The following is a 20,524-nucleotide window of genomic DNA, read 5'->3' as shown; positions in this document are numbered from 1 at the left end:
GCTATGATCGTCGGATGGGTTCCTCACACTATTTGCGCTTTCCACATGTCCACGGTGACCTGCTCACTTTCGTAGCAGAAAACGATGTCTGGGTCGCACCATTGTCGGGGGGACGCGCCTGGCGGATCTCAGCAATGCAGCTGCCTGCCCGCGGGCCCCGATTCTCTCCCGACGGAGCAACCATCGCCTGGACCGTCACCCAGGCGGGTGCACCCGAGGTTGTCGCCGCCGACACCGAGGGCGGAAACTTCCGCAGACTGACCTATTGGGGCCACCAGAGCACGAAGGTTCGAGGCTTCACGGCTGACGGGGAGGTCATCGCCACCAGCGCGTTCCGACACGAGGACCCGCGCCACGCCTGGGGCTACCGGGTCCCGCTGGACGGCTCCGCCCAAACCGCGTTCCCCTACGGACCACTCGATGCGATAGTGCCCGGCCCGGCTGTCGGCGACGAGCGTCCCCTCGTTATTTCCAGCGTTTTGACCCGCGAGCCCGCCTGGTGGAAGCGATACCGCGGCGGAACAGCCGGCAAACTCTGGATGGATGCGGACGGGTCGGGGGACTTCGCCCGATTCCTCCCCGAGCTCGACGGCAACCTGGCCGATCCGATGTGGATCAATAACCGGCTGGCTTTCCTGTCTGACCACGAAGGCTACGGCAACCTGTACTCCGTGACACCCCAGGGTGAGGACCTGCAACGCCACACCGACCACGAGGAGTTCTACGTACGGCATGCCACCTCCGATGGCACCCGGATTGTGTTTGAGTCCGCGGGATCGATCTGGCTGCTGCAGTCGCTCGATGCTGAACCGGTCAAACTTGATATCTCACTCGGCTCAGCCACCACCGGACGGCGCCCCCAGCCGCTGAACGTGGTCAGACACCTCGCGGCAGCCACCCCGGTAGCGACGGGGTCTGCCAGCGTCGTCGAGAGCCACGGCACCCTGCACTGGCTGACGCACCGGGATGGACCGTCACGCGTGGTGGAGGCCACCGCGGGTGTTCGCGCGCGGCTGGGGCGGCCCCTCGGCGTCGACCGTGTGGCCTACATCGCCGACCACGATGGTGAAGAAGCGCTGTATATCCGCAACGTCTTTGACGCGGGCCTTTCCGCCGGCACCGACAGTCCTGCGTCAGAATCCACCTCATCGGCCGCCGCCGTTCCCTCAACACACGCAGCGCAGGAGCCGGATCTGCCGGCCCCCGTTCCCGCGGTCAGAACGTCCGACGGCGCAGGCCGCCCCGGCGCTGACGTCCCCTCGGGTTCCGGGCACCAGCCCGGGGCGAAGCCCCAGCCCGGTGATGAAACCCAGCCCGGTGATGAAACCCAGTCCGAAGGGGGCGCGCCCGACTCGGACATTGTCACCGCACAGGACATCGCAGCAGCGGCAGGCCTGTCGCGGTGGGCATTCGATGGACCGTTCCGGGCCAGCAACCTGGTCACCAGTCCCGACGGAACCCGCGTGGCTGTGGCCGGCGAGATGGGTCAAATCCTGGTTCTCCAAATCTCCACCGGCGAACTCTTCACTCTGGGCTCAACCACCCACGGCGCGGTCGATGACCTGGCGTTTTCCCCTGACTCGCAGTGGCTCACCTGGGCGGAACCGGTGACGGGTGAAGGTGCCAGGACCCGGGTCCGGCTGGCCCGGGCGGAGCCCGGTGCCGAGATCCTCAATGTGACCGATGGCCGGTTCCGGGATCACTCACCCGTGTTTACCCGCGACTGCCGGTACCTGGCCTTCCTTTCTGACCGCAGCTTTGACCCGGTGTATGACACCCACCGTTTTGACCTGAGCTTCCCGGTGTCCACGAAACCCTTCCTGGTGGCCCTCGCCGCTGACACGCCGTCACCGTTTGGGCCGTCGGTGCATTCCACAGAAGCCTTGGGGGCCGCCGGATCCCAACGGTCCGTGGGCGGCAGGGACGACGACGGCGAACCGGACCTGTGCGTCGTCGTCGATCCTGATCGACTGGCAGAGCGGATCGTTGCGGTACCCGTGCCCCAGGGCGGCTATGAGGGGCTTCGCGCGGTGGATGGCGCGTTGCTGTGGACGGCAACCGAGCGCTTCGGTGTGACCGGTGACGGTCGGGCCACCACCACGGCCAAGGATCCGGCGAAACGGTTGGAGCGCTTCGACCTCGCGAAACGCGACGCGGAGACACTGGCAGCCGAGGTCGACAGTTTCGAAGTTAGCGCCGACGGCGGCAGGGTTGTGCTCATCCACGCCGGGAAGGTGACTGCTGTCCCAACCAAGGGCAAGGTGGAGAAGGACTCACCCGACCACGTCGAGGTGGACCTGGGCCGGATCCGGGTGCTCCTCGACCCGGTCAGCGTGTGGCGTCAGGCATTCGACGAGACCTGGCGGTTGCAGCGTGACTTCTTCTGGGCCGAAGATATGGGCGGCGTGGACTGGCCAGCCATCCGGGACCGGTATCGTCCCTTGGTGGAGCGGCTCGGGTCGCACGACGACCTGGTGGACGTCCTGTGGGAGGTTCACGGGGAGCTGGGGACATCCCACGCCTATGTCACTCCGCTGCTGTTCGGGGAGCCGGGAACCGGCGCACAGGGTTTCCTCGGCGCCGAGTTGGCCCCATCAGCCCACGGCTGGGTGGTGCAACGCATCTTCGCCGGGGAGTCCTCCGATCCGCAGGCGGTCTCCCCTCTGACTGCGCCAGGGGTGGCAGTCGCCGAGGGAGATATCATCGCAGCGGTGGACGGTGTCCCAGTACCGTTGGCCCACGGCCCGGCCGTGCTCCTTACCGGTGCCGCCGGCCGAACGGTCGAACTCACAGTTCTCCGGCCCTCAAGACAAGACGCAGGGGAGGACACGGAGGAGAGCGCAGGGGATGAAACCCACGCCGCATCAGTCCGGCGCGTTGCAGTAGTTCCGCTTCGCAGTGAGGAACGCCTGCGCTACCAGAATTGGGTCAACGCCAACCGGGCAATCGTCCACCAGGCCTCGGGCGGCAGCTTCGGCTACCTTCACATCCCGGACATGGTGGCGCGCGGCTGGGCGCAATTGCACCGTGATCTTGACCGTGAAACCGCACGCGACGGCCTGGTGGTCGACGTGCGACGCAACCGTGGCGGCCACACCTCGCAACTCGTGGCCGAACTCATTGGCAGGAAGGTCACCGCCTGGTCCTTCCCCCGTGGTGAGCAACCAGGTACCTATCCCGCGCATGCCCCGCGCGGACCCGTGGTCATCCTCACGGATGAGTTCGCGGGATCCGACGGCGACATCATCACCCAGGTAGCCAAACTCAGGGGCATCGGGCCCGTCATCGGCACGCGCACCTGGGGTGGCGTCGTCGGAATCGATGGCCGGTTCGCGCTGGCCGACGGCACCGCCGTCACACAGCCGCGATACGCATTCTGGATGACCGGCGGCGTCGGGTGGGGTGTGGAGAACTACGGAGTGGACCCCGATATCGAGGTCCCGTTCCCGCCGCACGCCTATGCGGCTGGGGAAGATCCTCAGCTGGAGCAGGGTGTCGCAATCCTGCGGGAGATGATCTCCGAGCTACCCACCGATGTACCGCCAGTGCGGACCAACCACCCCCAGCTCAACCCGGGCCCGTTACCGCCACGGCCGACGAAGAGCTAACCCTCCGGGGAAAACAAAAGAGGCGGTCAACCGGATATCCGGTTGGCCGCCTCTTTTGCGTGGAACTAGGACTGCAGGGTTGCCTCAACAGTGATGCTCTTGACCCCGGCCAAGGCCTGGGACACAGGGCAGCCGGTCTTGGCGGACTCGGCGATCCGCTGGAAATCAGCGTCCTCAATGTCCGGGATCGCAGCGTTCAGGATCAGCCGGATGGCGGTGATTCCTTCACCGGGCACAAAATCAACCTCGGCTTTGGTCTCAATCCGGTCGGCCGTCTTGCCTTCCTCGCTGAGCGCCAGGCTGAACGCCATGGAGAAGCATGAGGAGTGGGCGGCAGCAATCAGCTCTTCAGGGCTGGTCTTGCCGCCTGCTTCCTCCGAACGGGCTTTCCAGGTGACGTCGTAGGTGCCAAGTCCCGAACTGTCGAGGCTGACCTGGCCGCTTCCGGCCTGCAGGTTGCCGCTCCAGACGGTGTGGGCGTTACGTACTGTAGCCATAACTGTTCTCCTTCATGGTTGATTACTGACCTCGGGGATGGTGCGTGTTACAGGCCGAGATCCGATTCGAATGCGCCGGCTTCAAGGCGTGCCTTCAATGACTGCAGGAAGCGGCCAGCGTCGGCACCATCGACCAGGCGGTGGTCGTAGGTCAAGCTGAGGTACATCATGGACCGGATGGCGATGGTGTCCTCGCCGTCGGCGGTCACCACCACGGGACGCTTGACGATCGCACCGGTGCCCAGGATTCCCACCTGAGGCTGGTTGATGATCGGGGTGTCGAACAGTGCGCCGACCGACCCGATGTTCGTGATCGTGAAGGTACCGCCCGACAGCTCATCCGGACCGATCTTCCCGCTCTTGGTCCGGGAGCCGACGTCGGCAATCTTCTTCGCCAGGCCAGCCAGGTTGAGGTTACCGGCATCGTTGATGACAGGAACCAGCAGACCCTTTTCCGTGTCCACGGCGATCGCCAGGTGCTCGGCGTCGTGGTACGTGATTTCCTTGGCTTCTTCATCGAAGGATGCGTTCAGCTTTGGGTGCTGCTTGAGCGCCTCGGTGACGGCCTTTGAGATGAACGGGAGGAAGGTCAGCTTCGCGCCGTTCTGGGCCTGGAAACTGTCCTTCGCTGAGGTACGCAGTCGCGCCACCCTGCTCATATCCACTTCAATGACCTGGGTCAGCTGGGCGGACACCTCAAGCGATTCACGCATCCGCCGGGCAATGGTCTGGCGGATGCGTGGCGCCTTCTCGACGGTGCCACGCAGCTTCGAGGCCTCAGGCGACGGCGCTGCCGGTGCTGGAGCTGATGGTGCAGCGGGAGCTGCAGCCGGCTCGGGTGCTTTCTTGGCTGCCTCAGCGGCTTCCAGCACGTCCTGCTTGCGGATCCGACCGCCCACTCCAGTGCCCTTTACGGACTGCAGATCGACGTTCTGCTGGTTCGCGAGCTTACGCACCAGGGGAGTCACGTAGGCTGCATCGGAACCGCCCGACTTGTCCTCGGAGGATTTGTCCGCCGCGGGCTTCTTCTCGGCGGGCTTCTCTTCGGCCGCCTTGGGCGCAGCCGGCTTGGCCTCTTCCTTCGGCTTGGCCTCTTCCTTCGGTGTGGGAGCCTCTTCCTTCGGGGCGTCCTCCGTCTTGGCAGGCTCTGCTACTGGCTCTTCACGCTCTTCTGACGACGCCGCAGCGACCGGCTCAGCGCCAGCTTCTGCCTTGGCCGGAGCAGATCCGCCGGAGCCGATGACGGCGAGGACTGCGCCAACCTCGACGGTCTCGTCCTCACCAACCCGGATTTCCTGCAGCTTCCCTGCGACTGGCGACGGAATTTCGGTATCGACCTTGTCGGTGGAGACCTCAAGCAGGGGCTCGTCCACCTCGACGTCGTCGCCAACTTCCTTGAGCCACCGGGTGACGGTTCCTTCGGTGACGCTTTCGCCGAGGGCGGGAAGGGTCACCTCGGTGCTCTCGCCGCCTGACGAGTCGTCAGCGGAGTCAGCGGAGTCAGCGGAGGACTCGGCAGCGGCGGGCTCGGGGGCTTTCTCCTCGGGCTCGGGCTCGGCGGCTGGTTCTTCAGCTGCGGGCTCTTCGGCCTCTGCGGCAGGCTCCTCGGCCGCGTCCCCCGACGCAGCGGAGTCGTCCGAGCCGCCCGACCCGTCGCCGATGCGCACCAGCGGCGCTCCGACTTCAGCGGTCTCGTCCTCGGCTACAAGGATTTCCTCGATGACCCCGGCAATTGGCGACGGGATCTCAGTGTCGACCTTGTCGGTGGACACCTCGAGTAGGGGTTCGTCAACCTCCACGCGGTCGCCGACCGCCTTGAGCCAGCGTGTAACGGTGCCTTCGGTAACGCTTTCGCCGAGGGCGGGTAAGTTGACGGATTCAGACATAGTGTCCCCGTTTCTCCTGAATAGTTTTTGCCCTGCGGTGCTGGCCCCGTGGAGGGGGCCGGCACCGCAGCGCCAAGGTTGCGAGTAATGCTGGTGGAACGCTTAGTTGCGAGCTTAGTGCACGGTTATCCGTGCAGCGCCTTACCTGCAAGGGCGAGGTGTGCTTCGCCCAGCGCTTCGTTCTGGGTGGGGTGGGCGTGGATCAGCTGCGCCACGTCCTCTGGGTAGGCTTCCCAGTTCACGATGAGCTGTGCTTCACCGATCTGTTCGCCCATCCGGGTGCCGATCATGTGCACCCCGACTACTGGCCCGTCCTTCTCGCTGACGAGTTTCACCAGGCCAGCCGACCCCAGGATGGAGGTCTTGCCGTTGCCGGCAAGGTTGTATTCCTGGGTGAGGACCTTGTCCGCGCCGAGCTTTTCTTTGGCGGCCTTCTCGGTGAGACCCACCGACGCGATTTCGGGTTCGCTGTAGGTGACCTTGGGGATGTTGACGTCTTCGACGATGACCGGTTTCAGGCCGGCGATCTCCTCGGCCACGAAAATGCCCTGCTGGAACCCGCGGTGCGCGAGTTGAAGGCCGGGAACGATGTCGCCAACAGCGTAGATGTTCTCGACGCCGGTGTGCAGACGCTCATCGGTGATCACGAAGCCGCGATCAATGGTGACGCCGGCCTCTTCGTAGCCGAGTCCTTCAGTGACGGGACCACGGCCGACGGCGACCAGCATCAGGTCTGCTTCGAAGGTCTTCCCATCGGCCAGCGTGACGACGACGCCGTCGTCGTTCTGCTCGACCTTTTCGAAGAAGGTACCGGTGTTGAAGTTGATGCCGCGCTTCTTGAAGGCCCGTTCGAACGCCTTGACGATGGTGGCGTCCTCATTGGCAACCAGTGACGGGAGGCCCTCGATGATGGTGACGTCGACGCCGAAGGACTTCCACACGGAAGCGAATTCGCAACCGATGACGCCGCCGCCGAGCACGATGGCCTTCTTGGGGAGCGTTTCCATTTTCAGGGCATGATCAGAATTGATGACCTTCCCGCCAATTTCGAGACCCGGGAGGGTGCGGGAGTAGGAACCGGTAGCCAGGATGATGTTCTTGCCGGTGTAGGAAGTGCCATCCACTTCAACCGTGTTGGTGGCGGTGAGCTTGCCTGCGCCCTCGATGACCGTGATGCCCTTGGACTTGATCAATCCCTGCAGGCCCTTGTACTTACCGGCAATGATGCCGTCCTTGTAGGCGTTGACCGCAGGCATGTCGATCGACTCGAATGTCGCCTTGATACCGTATTTCTCGGAGGAGCGCGCCGTATCGGCGACCTCGGCCGAGTGCAGCAGTGCCTTGGTAGGGATACACCCGTTGTGTAGGCAGGTGCCACCGAGTTTGCCCTTCTCGATGAGTCCCACGGTGAATCCCAGCTGGACGGCTCGGAGTGCGGCGGCATAGCCACCGCTGCCTCCGCCCAGAATCAGGATGTCGAATTCTTGCGCAGCTGCCGTATCGGCCACTTGGACGCTCCCTCGCGTAATCTGTGACGGGCTAGTGCGCCCGTCGGTTGATGATTTTGGCGGAATACTTGGTGTGATCAGGACTTACCCTATCCCCAGATCCGGCCAGCATCTACTTGATGAAGGGCGATCTCCGCCCTGATGTGGGCAGTCTCACCCCTGTTGCGGGGATGAAACTGCCCAGCAGGCTTACTTGGCGGTGGTGGCCATGTCTTCGGCGTATGCCAGCAGGGTGCGGACACCGACTCCGGTGGCTTCCTTCGGCGTGTAGCCGTGTGCGGCGCCTTCGTTGAACGCAGGCCCGGCAATGTCCAGGTGCGCCCAGGGGATCTTCCGACCGTTGACTTCGCCGACAAACTCGCGCAGGAAGACCGCCGCGGTCATCATGCCGCCGAATTTCTCGCCAATGTTGGCAATGTCAGCCACCTGGGAGTCGAGGCTCGGGCGGAGCTCCTCAGGCAGGGGCATCGGCCAGAACAGCTCGCCGGACCGGTCCGCCGCACCCTTGACTGCATCAACCACGTCATCGTCGCCCATGACACCCGAGACGCGGCGCCCCAAAGCGATCATCTGGGCGCCGGTGAGGGTGGCAATATCGATGAGGGCATCCGGTGCCTCTTCGCTGGCAGCGGCCAGCGCGTCGGCCATTACCAGCCGGCCTTCGGCATCGGTGTTGAGGACCTCGACGGTGCGGCCACCGTAGGTGGTCATCACATCTGAGGGGCGCTGCGCGCTTCCCGATGGCATGTTCTCGGCGAGGCACAGCCAGCCGGTCACCTTGATGGGCAGGCCCAACTCGGCAATGGCGAGGACAGCGCTCAGCACGACGGCGGCGCCCGCCATGTCGAGCTTCATGGTCTGCATGCCAGCAGCAGGCTTCAGGGACAGTCCGCCCGAGTCGAAGGTGATGCCCTTGCCAACAAAGGCAAGGCTTTTGCTGGCCGAGCTGGGGGAGTACTCAATCTTGACCAACCGGGGCTGGCGGGACGAGCCCTTCCCGACGCCGAGAATTCCGCCATAGCCTTCTTTTTCCAGGCGCTTCTCATCCAGCACCGTGACCTTGATCGGCAGACCCTTGGTCAGATCCTTGGCGGCCTGCGCGAAAGTTTCCGGGTACAGGTGGCTGGGTGGCTGGTTGACCAGCGAGCGGGTGATGTTGACGCCGCGGCCCAGGATGGCTGCACGGTTGAGGGCGGCCTTCAAGGACTTGTCTTGCGCGGCGGGAGTCACGATGGTGACGCTGCTGACCGGTTCCTTGGCGGGCGATCCGTTCTTTGCTGCCTGGGCGGAGCGGTGTTCAGTGTAGGAGTAGGCACCCATTGCTGCGCCCTCGGCCACTGCTGCGGCGTCGGCGACTGTCGGTGCGGGCAGCGCGATGGTCACCGAATCAAGTCCGATGAGCTGACGGATTGCAGCGCCTGCGGCACGGCGCAGTGCCTCGGGGGTGATCGCTCCGTCAGCTGGGAGACGGCCGACGCCGGTCAGCACCAGAATCTCCGCAGCGCTGCCCTCCAGGCCGGGCAGCCTGCGAACCTCGTCAGCGCCGCCGGTAATGCCGAGCATTGGGAGGGAGTCGGCAAGGGCAGCCGCGTCCTTCGCCGAGAGCGGGGAGTCGAGCAGGACTGGTCCGCCGGACTGTTGGCCGACGCCGATTACCAGGGCGTCACCGGCGGTCTTCTTGGAGTCCTTGGTGACAGCTGTCAGCTTGAGTTCGCTGGCGATATTCACTGGGTGTGTTCCTCACTTCCATGTGCTGGACAGATAGGTAGGTGAGCGCGTCATACCGCGCCTTTCCTCCATCGATCGTAGTCTGTAAAGGAACCTGGTGTCGGGCGGAATGAATGTACGTCCCCCTGACGTTGTAACGGGTACTGAAAGCCGAGAACCTTGTTAGGAGGGGAAATGCTTAATCCAGAGACTCTGTTCAACGCAAACGCTGACCTGATCGACGGGCAGCAGCTGCGAGGACTTCCTCTTCTTGCTGGATTCACCGGATTTGTCGACGCGGGCCACGTGGTGTCCCAGGTCATCGAGGAAATGCTCACCACCCTGGATCACGAGCTGGTGGCGGTCTTCGACGCCGACCAGTTGATCGATTACCGCAGCAGGCGGCCTCGCATCACCTTCGCCGAGGATCACCTCGCGGACTATCACCCTCCCCGGCTTGAACTCCACCGGGTCTATGACGGGATGGGCGTTCCGTTCCTGCTGCTCGCCGGATTTGAGCCGGATCTGCAGTGGGAGCGGTTTATTAGTGCGGTCACCGGTCTTGTGGACCGGTTCGAGGTTCCCCTGGTGTCCTGGATCAATTCGATTCCCATGCCGGTACCGCATACCCGTCCCCTCGGAGTGACGGTTCACGGCAACCGTCCGGACCTGATCGAGGGGATGAACACGTGGCGTCCCACAGCAGAGCTACAGGCATCGGTGGGGCATCTGCTGGAGTTGCGTCTGATCGAATCGGGACACGACGTCGTGGGTTACGTCGTACACGTCCCCCACTACCTTGCCGAGGCTGAGTACCCTCCTGCAGCTGTCACGGCCCTGGAATACCTGGGTGCTTCGGCGTCCCTGGTGCTTCCCACCGACCGGTTGCGTGAGGCAGGCCGGGATGTTGAACGGCAGATCGCCCGTCAGGTTGACGGGTCTGCCGAGGTCAGTGGAGTAGTCAGCACGCTGGAGAAGCGCTTCGACGAGCGCGCCGGAAGCGCCGAGCGCCGGTCGCTGCTGGTGAAGGACAATAGCGAGCTCGCTGACGCTGACGAGATTGGTGCGGCGGTCGAGGCATACCTGGCGAGTCCACAGGCCGCAGACGAGTCGGAGCAGCTACTCGAAGAGGACCGCAAAGCCGGGGACCTCGCTGACCCCGCCGGCGGCGACACCGAGGGTGACGACAACCCGTCACGGTGAGCCCGCATCGGCACCGACTAGTCCTCGACAGCGCCGGATCAGGTGCAGTTATTCACATGGCGGTGAGACCGGACCCGTAGCGGGGTGACAACAGCCATGCTCATGCCATGACTTCAACATCCCCACCGCCGGAGCAGCCCTTCAAGGTCACGTCTGCTGCTGACATTCTCAGCTACATCCTCCACACCTTGGGTTTTCAGCCGGAAGAAAGCCTCGTGCTCCTGACCATGTGTGGGAAGCGGGTCGGGGCAACGCTGCGCGTGGACCTTCCGGCGAATAATCTGGATCCGGACGGCTACGCCGCAGGTGTCTGTTCAATCCTCGCCTCGGATACCACCGCTGACGGTTCACTGCTGGCCGTCTATACCAGGGAACCGTTGACCCGCACCGGAGCGCCACCCCGCAGGGACCTGGTGCGAAGCCTCACCCGATGCCTCGACGGCGTGGGGCTGCAATTGCGCGACGGTTGGTTGGTCACCGACACCATGTGGCGGGACTACTTCTGCGCTGACCCGAGTTGCTGTCCACCGTCGGGGCATTCGATCGAGAGCGTCCTGACGAGCCCGTTGAACGCTGAGCTGACTTTCCGCGGCAGCAGCTTTGCTGACTCTCTGGGCGCCGCAGTTGAATCGGACCTTCCCGCGGCGTGGACTGATCCAGCGGACCTGGCAAAGCTCTGTCGAGGCGAGCAGGCGAAACTTGGGCATCGTTGGACAACTCCAAACCAGGCCGCCGCCACCCTCCGGCTATGGGACTGCCTGCTGGCCCGCACCGCATCCACGGTGCCGATCACCGAGGTCGGGGTAGCCGCCCATCTCCTCGCCTCACTGGTTTCCCGTCCCATCCGTGACGCCGTTCTGGTCCTTGCAGCGCTGGGCTGGGAGGCCGCAGCGAACGGTCTGGAAGGCAACACCGTGCGCCCTACCGGCACCGGCCCCGCCCACCTGCCGGCATCGGCGCGGACGCTGCTCGGCCTCGACCCGGACCAGCAGCTGCCCGTCGAGCCAATGGAGTCCGCACAGGCTCACGCGCGGGACTTCTGCGATGTTCTGATCGGGCAATACAGAGGGCAACTGCAGTGGGGGCAGGTTGATGCTGCCCACACCCTGTTCAGTCGGCTGTCAGCTGTTGCGGTGGGCGAACCACGCGCCGCACTGCTCACCATGCTGGGCTGGATCGAGTGGGCCAGGGGTCGGGGGTCCCGGGCGCATGTCTATCTGGGTGAAGCCATGGCGGAAATACCGGGGTATTCACTTGCTGAACTTCTCGAGGAGGTGGTGGCTCGCGGCATGCTCGCCGAATGGTCACGCGACAGGGATCTGGCGTGGCGCAATGGTGCGCCACACGCTGCGTAACCGGTTGCGAAGGAGCCGATTTGGGTGGGTCGCTGATTTATCGAAGCCCATGAATCGTGCGACAATAGGAACCGAGACCCGGTCGGGTTCGTGTATCAAGTAGTGTTTTACTCTGTCAGATCGGCCATTCTTCGCAGGATGGTTGGGTAGGGCAGAGGGCGGGACGGTTCCACTTCAATGAGGAACGCCCCGTTTAGCCGCTTGAATTCATTCACGGACTTGACAGGGTCATAGTGGTGTTGCCCCCTTGGTAACATCACAGACGCCGTATGAAAGGTTCTCTGTGTCGGCCAAGAAGACAACTGCACCGGATGTAACAGAACCCGGAGCAACGACCACCAAACGCCGGGCCGCCCCCAAGAAGGCGGCACCGAAGACCGCTGCTGCCAAGCCGCTATCAGCGCGGGCAGCCAAAGCCGCTGCCGCCCAGAACGCCGCGGCCGCCGAGGTCGAAGACGATAGCCCCGAGCTTGACGCCGCCGGTAACCCGGTCGAGCCTGCCGAAACCACCGAACGGGCCGCAGCCGAGGCTGAGACCAAGGCCGGATCTGGCTTCGTCTATTCAGACGCCGACGACGACGACGCCCCTGCCCAGCAGGTCATCTCAGCGGGTGCCACCGCTGACCCCGTCAAGGACTACCTGAAGCAGATCGGCAAGGTGGCCCTCCTGAATGCGGAGCAGGAAGTTGATCTTGCTTTGCGCATCGAGGCTGGCCTCTTCGCCGAGGAGAAGCTGGCGGCCGATAAGGATGCGGCCAAGCCGCTCGATCCGAAACTACGCCGCGAACTCGAATGGGTCATCCATGACGGCAAGCGGGCGAAAAACCACCTGCTGGAAGCCAACCTTCGTCTGGTTGTCTCCCTGGCCAAGCGTTACACCGGCCGCGGCATGCTGTTCCTCGACCTCATTCAGGAGGGTAACCTCGGTCTGATCCGTGCCGTCGAGAAATTCGACTACACCAAGGGCTTCAAGTTCTCCACCTACGCCACCTGGTGGATCCGTCAGGCGATCACCCGCGCCATGGCCGACCAGGCGCGGACCATTCGTATTCCGGTTCACATGGTCGAGGTCATCAACAAGCTGGCCCGTGTGCAGCGCCAGATGCTCCAGGATCTCGGCCGCGAACCGACGCCTGAAGAGCTGGCCCTTGAACTGGATATGACTCCCGAGAAGGTTGTCGAGGTCCAGAAGTATGGCCGCGAACCCATTTCGTTGCACACGCCGCTGGGCGAAGACGGTGATTCTGAATTCGGTGACCTCATTGAGGACTCCGAGGCAGTGGTGCCCGCGGATGCGGTCAGCTTCACCCTGTTGCAGGAACAGTTGCACTCGGTTCTTGACACCCTGTCAGAACGCGAAGCAGGGGTCGTGGCGATGCGCTTCGGCCTGACTGATGGTCAGCCGAAGACGTTAGACGAAATCGGGAAGGTCTACGGGGTGACGCGGGAGCGGATCCGCCAGATCGAATCGAAGACCATGTCGAAGCTGCGCCACCCATCGCGGTCCCAGGTGCTGCGCGACTACCTGGACTAGGACTCGCTATGGGGTTGGGAAACCAGCCCCATAGCAAAAAGTACCCCCACACATCAGTGTGGGGGTACTTTCGATTTAACGGGTCCGGATTGCCGGCCCGTCGGTGGTGCTCTTAGTCTTCGCTTACCGGTCCGGGTGCTGCATTCAGACGGTTGGTCTCATCCTGCCACTCGGACGTCAGCGGACGCAGATTCGACTCGACGGAACGTGCGTGGTGGCCACAGAAAAGCAGCTCACCACCGGAGGACTGAAGAACTGCGCGCACATAGGCCTGGGCTCCGCAGCGGTCACAGCGGTCCAGCGCGGACATCTCGCGGGTTGCTACTGCTGTTGTCATGATTGCCTCCTTAGTGGTTCCTGTAGTTCATATAACCACTATTCGTTGCCGTTCTATTGCAGGCTGGGTGGTCTTTCGCTGAGCGCGTAGCATAGACCGACGTCGTCACACCTTTGCCGCTTGATCTGCGGCCCGCCTAAGCCGAACGACCCGGGTGGGGGAATATGCTTAAGCCATGCGTCCGGAGGCCCCCGGCGCGGCGCCCGAAGACCGGTGTCGCCTCTCACCTGTACCCCCTGCCAAGGAGTCTCACCCAACGTGGCGCCACCAAGCACCGAATACAACGCCCGGCACCTATCCGTCCTGGAAGGCCTTGAAGCCGTCCGTAAACGGCCCGGCATGTATATCGGGTCAACTGATTCCCGCGGATTGATGCACTGTCTCTGGGAGATCATCGACAACTCGGTGGATGAGGCACTCGCCGGACACGGCCAAAGCATCAAGGTGATACTCCACCCGGACGGTTCGGTCGAGATTCACGACGACGGGCGGGGCATTCCGGTGGACGCGGAACCCAAGACCGGTCTGAGCGGCGTCGAGGTGGTCTTCACAAAACTGCATGCCGGCGGAAAATTCGGTGGCGGTTCGTACACGGCCTCCGGCGGCCTCCACGGTGTCGGCGCCAGCGTGGTCAACGCCCTGTCAGCCCGGCTGGATGTCCAGGTTGACCGCGGCAGCAAGACCTACCAGATGTCGTTCAGGCGTGGCGAACCTGGCCGTTTCCTGGACGCGAAGTCACCGTCACCGACCGCCAAGTTCGAACCGTTCCTCGAAAGCTCCCGGCTCGAGGTGGTCGGCACCACCAAACGGGGTGTGACAGGTACCCGGATCCGGTACTGGGCTGACCGGCAAATCTTCACCCCGGACGCAAAATTCTCCTACGAGGAACTCCAGGCACGGGCCCGCCAAACCTCCTTCCTGGTCCCAGGGCTGAGGATCACCCTCCGTGACGAGCGGCGCCTCCCTGGCACCGCAGCCGAGGCGGGAGCGTTGGAGGAAGTCTTCCAGCACGACGGCGGAATCTCGGAGTTCACCACCTTCCTCGCAGCGGACAGCGCGGTGACCGATGTGTGGCGCCTGCACGGCTCAGGCCGGTTCAAGGAGTCGGTGCCGGTGCTGGGCGAGAACGGGCATAGCGAGATCGCCGAGGTGGAACGCGATTGCGAGGTGGACATCGCGTTGCGCTGGGGGATCGGCTACGACACCACGGTGAAGAGCTTCGTGAACATCATTGCCACTCCCAAGGGCGGCACCCACCAGAGCGGTTTCGAACAGTCCCTCCTGAAGTCCTTCCGCAAAGTGATCGAGGCCAACTCTCGAAAGCTCAAAGCCGGCAACGACAAGATCGAGAAGGATGACGTCTTCGCCGGACTGACAGCGGTCCTGACCGTGCGCCTGGCAGAGCCCCAATTTGAAGGCCAGACCAAGGAAATCCTGGGCACTTCCGCGGTGCGGGCAATCGTCGCGAAAGTGGTCGAAAAGGAGATTCTGGCCAAGCTCAACTCCACGGCCCGGGGCGACAAGGCCCAGAGCGCGCTCCTGCTGGAAAAAGTTGTTGCCGAGATGAAATCCCGGATCTCCGCGCGGGTACACAAGGAAACCCAGCGGCGAAAAAACGCCCTGGAAACGTCCTCAATGCCATCGAAGCTGGCCGACTGTCGGATTGACGACGTCGAACGGTCCGAACTGTTCATCGTCGAGGGTGACAGTGCGCTGGGCACCGCCAAGCTCGCCCGCTCCTCCGACTATCAGGCGTTGCTACCCATCCGGGGCAAGATCCTGAACGTACAGAAGGCATCGGTGGGGGACATGCTCGCCAACGCCGAGTGTGGGGCGCTGATCCAGGTGGTGGGCGCCGGATCGGGCCGCAGCTTCCAGCTGGACGCAGCGCGGTATGGGAAAGTGATCCTGATGACCGACGCCGACGTTGACGGCGCCCACATCCGCACCCTGCTCCTCACCCTTTTCTTCCGGTACATGCGGCCGCTCGTAGACGCCGGCCGGGTGTATGCGGCGGTCCCGCCGCTGCACCGGGTCGAGGTGGTCAACCACGGGTCAAAAACGAACGACACCATCTACACCTACTCCGAGCAGGAACTCTCCCGGCTGCTGGCAGAGTTGGAAAAGCAGGGCAAGCGTTACAAGGAACCCATCCAGCGGTACAAGGGGCTCGGTGAGATGGACGCCGAGCAGCTGGCGGAAACCACCATGGACCCGAGGCACCGGACTCTTCGGCGGGTGCGGATCCAGGAAGCCGAATCGGCTGAGCGGGTGTTCGATCTGTTGATGGGCAGCGACGTCGCCCCGCGCAAGGATTTCATCGTGGCTGGCGCCGCCTCCCTGGACCGGGAGCGGATTGACGCCTGACCCCTCGTGGGGTCAAGTCCCGCCAAGGGCACAAGGTCAGTCGGATAAGTCTTGCTACGGATTTGTCAGCGGACTTCGATGGTCCCCATCATGCCGAGGTCTTCGTGATCCAGGATGTGGCAGTGGTAGACGGAGCGTCCGCGGAAATCGTTGAAAGCCACCCGAACTTTGACACTTCCGTTGGCGGGCACGTTCACCACGTCCCGCCATATCGTTGTGTTCGCTACCTGGCCGTTTTCTTCAATAATTTGCATCGGCCAGACGTGCAGGTGGAACGGGTGGTCCATGGGGCTCGTGTTGGTCAGCGTCCATTCCTCCACATTCCCGGCCGCTACCGTTGTGTCTGTTCTGTCCCGGTTAAATTCGTTGCCGTTAATGGTGAAACGCATCATGCCCATGCCCCCGCCGGCCATGACGATTTCCCGGCGTGCCGCGATGGGGGCTGACCTCAGGTCTCCCAGTCCCTTTTGCGTGGTCGGGGCTGTCAGGGATGCGACCGGTTCGCCGGACACGTGGAGGGTGGCCAGCGCGAAGCCGTCGGGGCGGTCGGCCGGGTTGTTGCGTGCTCCGGATTCCCGTCCCGTCATTCCCGGCGCCCTTCCCCGGCGCTGGTAGAACGCTCGGAGCACGGAATCACCGGCCGGGATGGAGATGAGAAGATCGGCCCGGTTTCCGGGCAGCAGGAGAAGTCGATCCACGTTCTCGGGTGTTGGTAGGCGCCCGGAGTCAATGCCGAGAAGCTGCAGTTGCCCCTCGTCGACCTGTAGGCGGAGGTAACGGGACACGCACGTGTTGATGATGCGCCACCGTTCCCGTTGCCGGGGGCGGGCACTGAATTGCGGGTTGCTTTGCCCGTTGACCAGGATCAGTTCACCTTCCCGGCCCATCATCCGTTCCATCGCCGGGACTGCGACGATGTTTCCCAGTCCGTCCAGGGTGGTGTCCGAAATGACCAGTACCCGTTCCGTACTCACCTCGATGGGTTCCACATTCTCAACGATGATTGCTCCAAAGAGCCCGGCGAAGATCTGATCGGCGACCATGCCGTGGTGGTGTGGGTGGTACCAGTACACGCCAGGTGGATGATCCTCTGGGAGTTTGTATTCGTAGTCGAAGGTGTTGCCGGGGTCGACTGAGATGAAGACATTGTCCCCATTGTCTTCGGGAGAAACGTGAAGCCCGTGAACGTGCAGGTTGGTGGGCTGGTCCAGGTTGTTGACGAGTCTGATCTTGAGGACATCGCCAGCTTGTACGCGGAGTGTCGGGCCGGGGATACCCCCGTTGTAACCGAGGGCTGCGGCCTGTCGGCCGGCCAGCAATATTTGTCCCGGTGCGGCTTCCAGCCGTACCTGTAGCTGACCGTTGTTGCTTCGTAACTCTGGAGGTTGGATTAGTTCGCTTCCCGTGACGGGTGGCTCCCGCGTTGTTAGCGTCCAGATCAGGCCTGCACCTCCAGTCGCCGTCCCCGCGATGCCGAGTCCCCCCAGTAGCAGCGCTTGGCGGCGGCTGATGGGGGGTTTGCTACGGGCCCTCACCGAGAACTTCGAGCTGTTCGCGGTACTCGTCGGCGGTGAGTTCTCCCTTCGCGAAGCGCTCGTCCAGGATCTGGTGGGCGGTGCTCCGGCCGTGGGGCGGGCCGCCCACCCCTGAGGCATCCCGTGACGCGTATCCGACACGGCCTCCGTTGCCAAGGACCCTGACTGCGAGCAGTACCAACAGCACAATCCCGATGATCAGGAGGACGCCCCAAAGCCACATCCACGCTGATCCCTGCCCATAACCCCACATCATGCCGGATACCTTTCACCTCGAGATGATTTCCAGTCTCCGCCTAGCGTCGGCCCAAAAGTAGAGTCTTAGGTCCCAATCGGTCCCAGGGTGACTTCAGTCGCTGCGGGATCCGGGTACCCGGATCAACCCTTGACATATACCCCTAGGGGGTATACCTTATGAGTACCCAAGTGGGAAGTCCGGCCCTAAATGGGCCGCTTACTCCCAGAAGGTCCCTCAAGCAGCTGTAGCCAACGTGAATGACCCGGATGGCTACACCCGCTGATTCTCGAACAACCATTCCTCACTTTTTGGAGACCCTCATGTGCGGCACTTCTTCCGAACTGACCCTGACCGACACATCATCTTCCGGATGTGCCTGCTGCGCCCCCCAGGACAGCAAAGCCAAAACGGTTCCCCAAGCTGGCAGCATCAGCGCCAGTTTCGGTGTCGCTGGCCTGACCTGTGGGTCGTGCGCGTCCCGGGTTAGCTCTGCAGTCGGCGGGATTGATGACGTCACCGACGTCCAGATTGATCTCGTGTCCGGCGGGACCTCCACGGTCACCGTTTACAGTAACGAGGCGGTTCCCTCAGCAGCAGTACGCTCGGCGGTCGAGCAGGCCGGGTACCAGCTTTTGAGCGCCTGACTTTTTCCCTGGTCCGGCCGGATTTCCCGGGCGCGAGGTGGATCTCACCGATTCTGGGTACGGATGAACACCCTCGGGTGTGCTTCTGCCCGATGAGGCAGATAAAGTCACCGACGCGGGAATCGAAACCGTCTTCGTGGCCGTTCCCGAAGCTCATCCGGCCGGGCTAACCAATTGAAGCCACTCACGCCAACCTGATGAAGCCTGGGAGCGCATATGCGCCGACGGAAGGCTCAGCGCAGTAGTCTGCTGATTGCCTGTGTTGCTTCCTTGACCTTCGCGTCGACGGCTTCGGAGGACCCAGTGGTTTTGGCTTCTTGGGCTGCGGTGACGACGCAGTGTTGCAAGTGGTTTTGCAGCAGGCCCAAACTCACGGCGTGCATGGCACTGTTGACCGCCGCGACCTGGGTGAGAATGTCGATGCAGTACTGATCTTCGTCGACCATCCGTGCTATCCCACGGACCTGTCCTTCAATGCGCTTCAGACGCCGCAAATAGGCCGCCTTGTCCGGGGAATAACCGTGCACCGCACCGGCGGTAACCGGCTGATCCGCGACGGTGGACTCCGGCGCGGGGACTTCCGTGGCAGCTGCCCCAGGGGTGTCATCGGTACTGTTCCGAGGTCCGGCTCCGGCGTTCACGGCGCTATCCTTTCAATGCTCCGACCTGTTCTGGTCGGACCCAGATGAGGCCGTTGGTACGTCCTCGACCATGCGCTCTGCGCGGCCTTTATAAGTATCATCGACGATCCACCCCGCCGTGAACGCTCGATAGATGAAATAGGTTCCCTGGAGGGTCGGCGGCCCGCGGGTGCGGTGATCCTTGAAAATCCCGTTACCTTAACGTGACTTCGATACCACGGTGGGGTATTCTCATTCGAGTGATCCCGGCACCCCGCCGAGATCACATTCCCGCGCAGAATGCCGAGCCCTGCCGCTGCACCGGGACCCGTTCGCACAATCCAGATGGCAGGGACGGGGGAACCACGTTTCCACCGGGCCACCGCACGCGGTGACCCTCGGGGTTAAGTCGATCTGACTATCCAGTGCTAGACCTGCAGCATCGTTCGCGATGGCAGGCGTAGCCCATAGGTAGAGGACGGCCGGGTGACTCCCATCCGAACCCGACAGCTCACCCCGCAGGCATGGGAGAGGCAAACAATCATGTCACGTCAGTCCATTTCGGCACGCCACCGCGCCGCCACCACCCACTCCATCGCCCTCGAGGGTCTGACCCAGTCGGCCAGGACCAAGGCCGTAGCACTGGGCAAGCCAGCCATCATCGCCGTCGCGACCGGCAGCCTCGTCTTCTCCGTCGGAGCGACCGCCCACGCAGGAACCTACACCCAGGGCGCAGCAACCACCGCTCCGGCAGTCTCAGCACCCGCAACAGGAGTCCACACTGTCGCAGCCGGAGACACGCTGGGAGCGATCGCCGCATTGCACGGTATTAACCTCGACACCCTGTTGGCGCAAAACGGCCTATCCTACGCTTCAATCATCTACCCAGGTCAGCAGATCCAGCTCACCGGCGGCGCAGCCGTCAGTGCAGCCGTCAGTGCAGCCGCCGTTCCAGCAGCAACTGCAAGCCAGGCGTTCTACTCAACACCTGCACCAGCACCCGCCGCACCGGCAGTAGTTCCAGCACCGGCCGCACCCGCTGCCGATGCGGCACCAGCAATGATGACACTGGCCTCCGGTGCCATCACCCCGATCGCACCCGCAGCCAAGGCAGCTCCGGCCAGCGGAGTTGGCGCAGCACTGGTCGCCTCGGCCTATGGGCAGCTCGGTTCCATCCAGGACTGCACCATCCTCGTCGAACGCGCTCTGCGCTCCATCGGCCTGAACGTCGGCGACCTTGGACCCCTGCAGTTCGACCAGTACGGAACCCGGGTCTCCAGCCCCGCGCCCGGCGATCTCGTCGTCCGCCCCGGCCACATTGCCATCTACGTCGGCAACGGCAAGGTCATCAGCAGCGGCATGAACGGATCAAACCTCACCATCGAGCACCCACTGTCCGACCTCGGCGGTTCATACTTCGTACGAGTCAACGGCTAATACCCTGACTCACGGAGTTTCTTTGTGAACTGAATTGAAAGTGGCGGG

Annotated in this window: 15 protein-coding genes and 1 riboswitch; of the genes, 7 read left to right on the top strand and 8 right to left on the bottom strand. The window is 63.4% G+C overall.

Annotated elements, in window-relative coordinates; all coding sequences use genetic code 11:
• Positions 1–14: 14 nt before the first annotated feature.
• On the top strand, positions 15–3,608 hold the full coding sequence (locus B384_RS0111405; RefSeq protein WP_019483244.1) for a S41 family peptidase: 3,594 nt from the start codon (positions 15–17) through the stop codon (positions 3,606–3,608).
• Between the two features lie 65 nt (positions 3,609–3,673).
• Here the strand turns inward: B384_RS0111405 and B384_RS0111400 are convergent, their stop codons facing one another.
• The 4 genes from B384_RS0111400 to B384_RS0111385 all read right to left on the bottom strand — a co-directional run bounded on the left by B384_RS0111400 (position 3,674) and on the right by B384_RS0111385 (position 9,227).
• Positions 3,674–4,105: an OsmC family peroxiredoxin gene (locus B384_RS0111400; protein WP_019483243.1), complete on the bottom strand. Its 432-nt coding sequence runs from the start codon at positions 4,103–4,105 to the stop codon at positions 3,674–3,676.
• A 47-nt stretch (positions 4,106–4,152) separates the two neighbouring features.
• Entirely contained in the window at positions 4,153–5,991 is a 1,839-nt protein-coding gene (gene sucB / locus B384_RS0111395; protein WP_019483242.1) for a 2-oxoglutarate dehydrogenase, E2 component, dihydrolipoamide succinyltransferase, read from the bottom strand.
• Between the two features lie 125 nt (positions 5,992–6,116).
• Positions 6,117–7,499 carry a dihydrolipoyl dehydrogenase gene (gene lpdA / locus B384_RS0111390; RefSeq protein ID WP_019483241.1) on the bottom strand — a complete coding sequence of 461 codons (1,383 nt, stop codon included), beginning with the start codon at positions 7,497–7,499 and terminating at the stop codon, positions 6,117–6,119.
• Between the two features lie 189 nt (positions 7,500–7,688).
• Positions 7,689–9,227: a leucyl aminopeptidase gene (locus B384_RS0111385; RefSeq protein WP_019483240.1), complete on the bottom strand. Its 1,539-nt coding sequence runs from the start codon at positions 9,225–9,227 to the stop codon at positions 7,689–7,691.
• Positions 9,228–9,401: 174 nt separating this feature from the next.
• On the opposite strand from B384_RS0111385, the gene B384_RS0111380 reads away from it, so the two are divergent.
• The 3 genes from B384_RS0111380 to B384_RS0111370 all read left to right on the top strand — a co-directional run bounded on the left by B384_RS0111380 (position 9,402) and on the right by B384_RS0111370 (position 13,298).
• Positions 9,402–10,409, top strand: coding sequence for a proteasome assembly chaperone family protein (locus tag B384_RS0111380; protein ID WP_019483239.1), 1,008 nt, complete (start codon positions 9,402–9,404; stop codon positions 10,407–10,409).
• Between the two features lie 107 nt (positions 10,410–10,516).
• Entirely contained in the window at positions 10,517–11,764 is a 1,248-nt protein-coding gene (locus B384_RS0111375) for a DUF4192 domain-containing protein (protein ID WP_019483238.1), read from the top strand.
• 283 nt (positions 11,765–12,047) lie between these two features.
• The gene (locus tag B384_RS0111370) at positions 12,048–13,298 is read left to right on the top strand and encodes an RNA polymerase sigma factor (protein ID WP_019483237.1); all 1,251 of its coding nucleotides are present in this window, start codon (positions 12,048–12,050) and stop codon (positions 13,296–13,298) included.
• A gap of 112 nt (positions 13,299–13,410) precedes the next feature.
• Here B384_RS0111370 and B384_RS0111365 read toward each other — a convergent pair whose 3' ends face one another.
• A complete protein-coding gene (locus B384_RS0111365; RefSeq protein WP_019483236.1) occupies positions 13,411–13,635 on the bottom strand; it encodes a DUF7455 domain-containing protein in 225 nt (74 codons plus the stop codon).
• A gap of 258 nt (positions 13,636–13,893) precedes the next feature.
• Between B384_RS0111365 and B384_RS0111360 the strand changes: the two genes are divergently transcribed.
• A complete protein-coding gene (locus B384_RS0111360) occupies positions 13,894–16,002 on the top strand; it encodes a DNA gyrase/topoisomerase IV subunit B (protein WP_019483235.1) in 2,109 nt (702 codons plus the stop codon).
• Between the two features lie 65 nt (positions 16,003–16,067).
• Here B384_RS0111360 and B384_RS0111355 read toward each other — a convergent pair whose 3' ends face one another.
• The gene (locus B384_RS0111355) at positions 16,068–17,513 is read right to left on the bottom strand and encodes a multicopper oxidase family protein (RefSeq protein ID WP_024477346.1); all 1,446 of its coding nucleotides are present in this window, start codon (positions 17,511–17,513) and stop codon (positions 16,068–16,070) included.
• 10 nt (positions 17,514–17,523) lie between these two features.
• On the bottom strand, positions 17,524–17,793 hold the full coding sequence (locus B384_RS0111350; protein ID WP_019483233.1) for an SHOCT domain-containing protein: 270 nt from the start codon (positions 17,791–17,793) through the stop codon (positions 17,524–17,526).
• 302 nt (positions 17,794–18,095) lie between these two features.
• Here B384_RS0111350 and B384_RS0111345 point away from each other — a divergent pair, with 302 nt between their 5' ends.
• Positions 18,096–18,419: a heavy-metal-associated domain-containing protein gene (locus B384_RS0111345; RefSeq protein WP_019483232.1), complete on the top strand. Its 324-nt coding sequence runs from the start codon at positions 18,096–18,098 to the stop codon at positions 18,417–18,419.
• A 233-nt stretch (positions 18,420–18,652) separates the two neighbouring features.
• Here the strand turns inward: B384_RS0111345 and B384_RS0111335 are convergent, their stop codons facing one another.
• Entirely contained in the window at positions 18,653–19,060 is a 408-nt protein-coding gene (locus tag B384_RS0111335) for a metal-sensitive transcriptional regulator (RefSeq protein WP_019483230.1), read from the bottom strand.
• 302 nt (positions 19,061–19,362) lie between these two features.
• Positions 19,363–19,579, top strand: a riboswitch (cyclic di-AMP (ydaO/yuaA leader).
• Between the two features lie 3 nt (positions 19,580–19,582).
• On the opposite strand from B384_RS0111335, the gene B384_RS0111330 reads away from it, so the two are divergent.
• On the top strand, positions 19,583–20,476 hold the full coding sequence (locus tag B384_RS0111330) for a C40 family peptidase (protein WP_019483229.1): 894 nt from the start codon (positions 19,583–19,585) through the stop codon (positions 20,474–20,476).
• Positions 20,477–20,524: the final 48 nt, after the last annotated feature.

This window comes from Arthrobacter sp. TB 23 (genome assembly GCF_000294595.1).
Taxonomy (GTDB): domain Bacteria; phylum Actinomycetota; class Actinomycetes; order Actinomycetales; family Micrococcaceae; genus Arthrobacter_D.
Note: the sequence above shows the minus strand (reverse complement) of the source record. Positions and strands in the feature narration are given on the sequence as shown.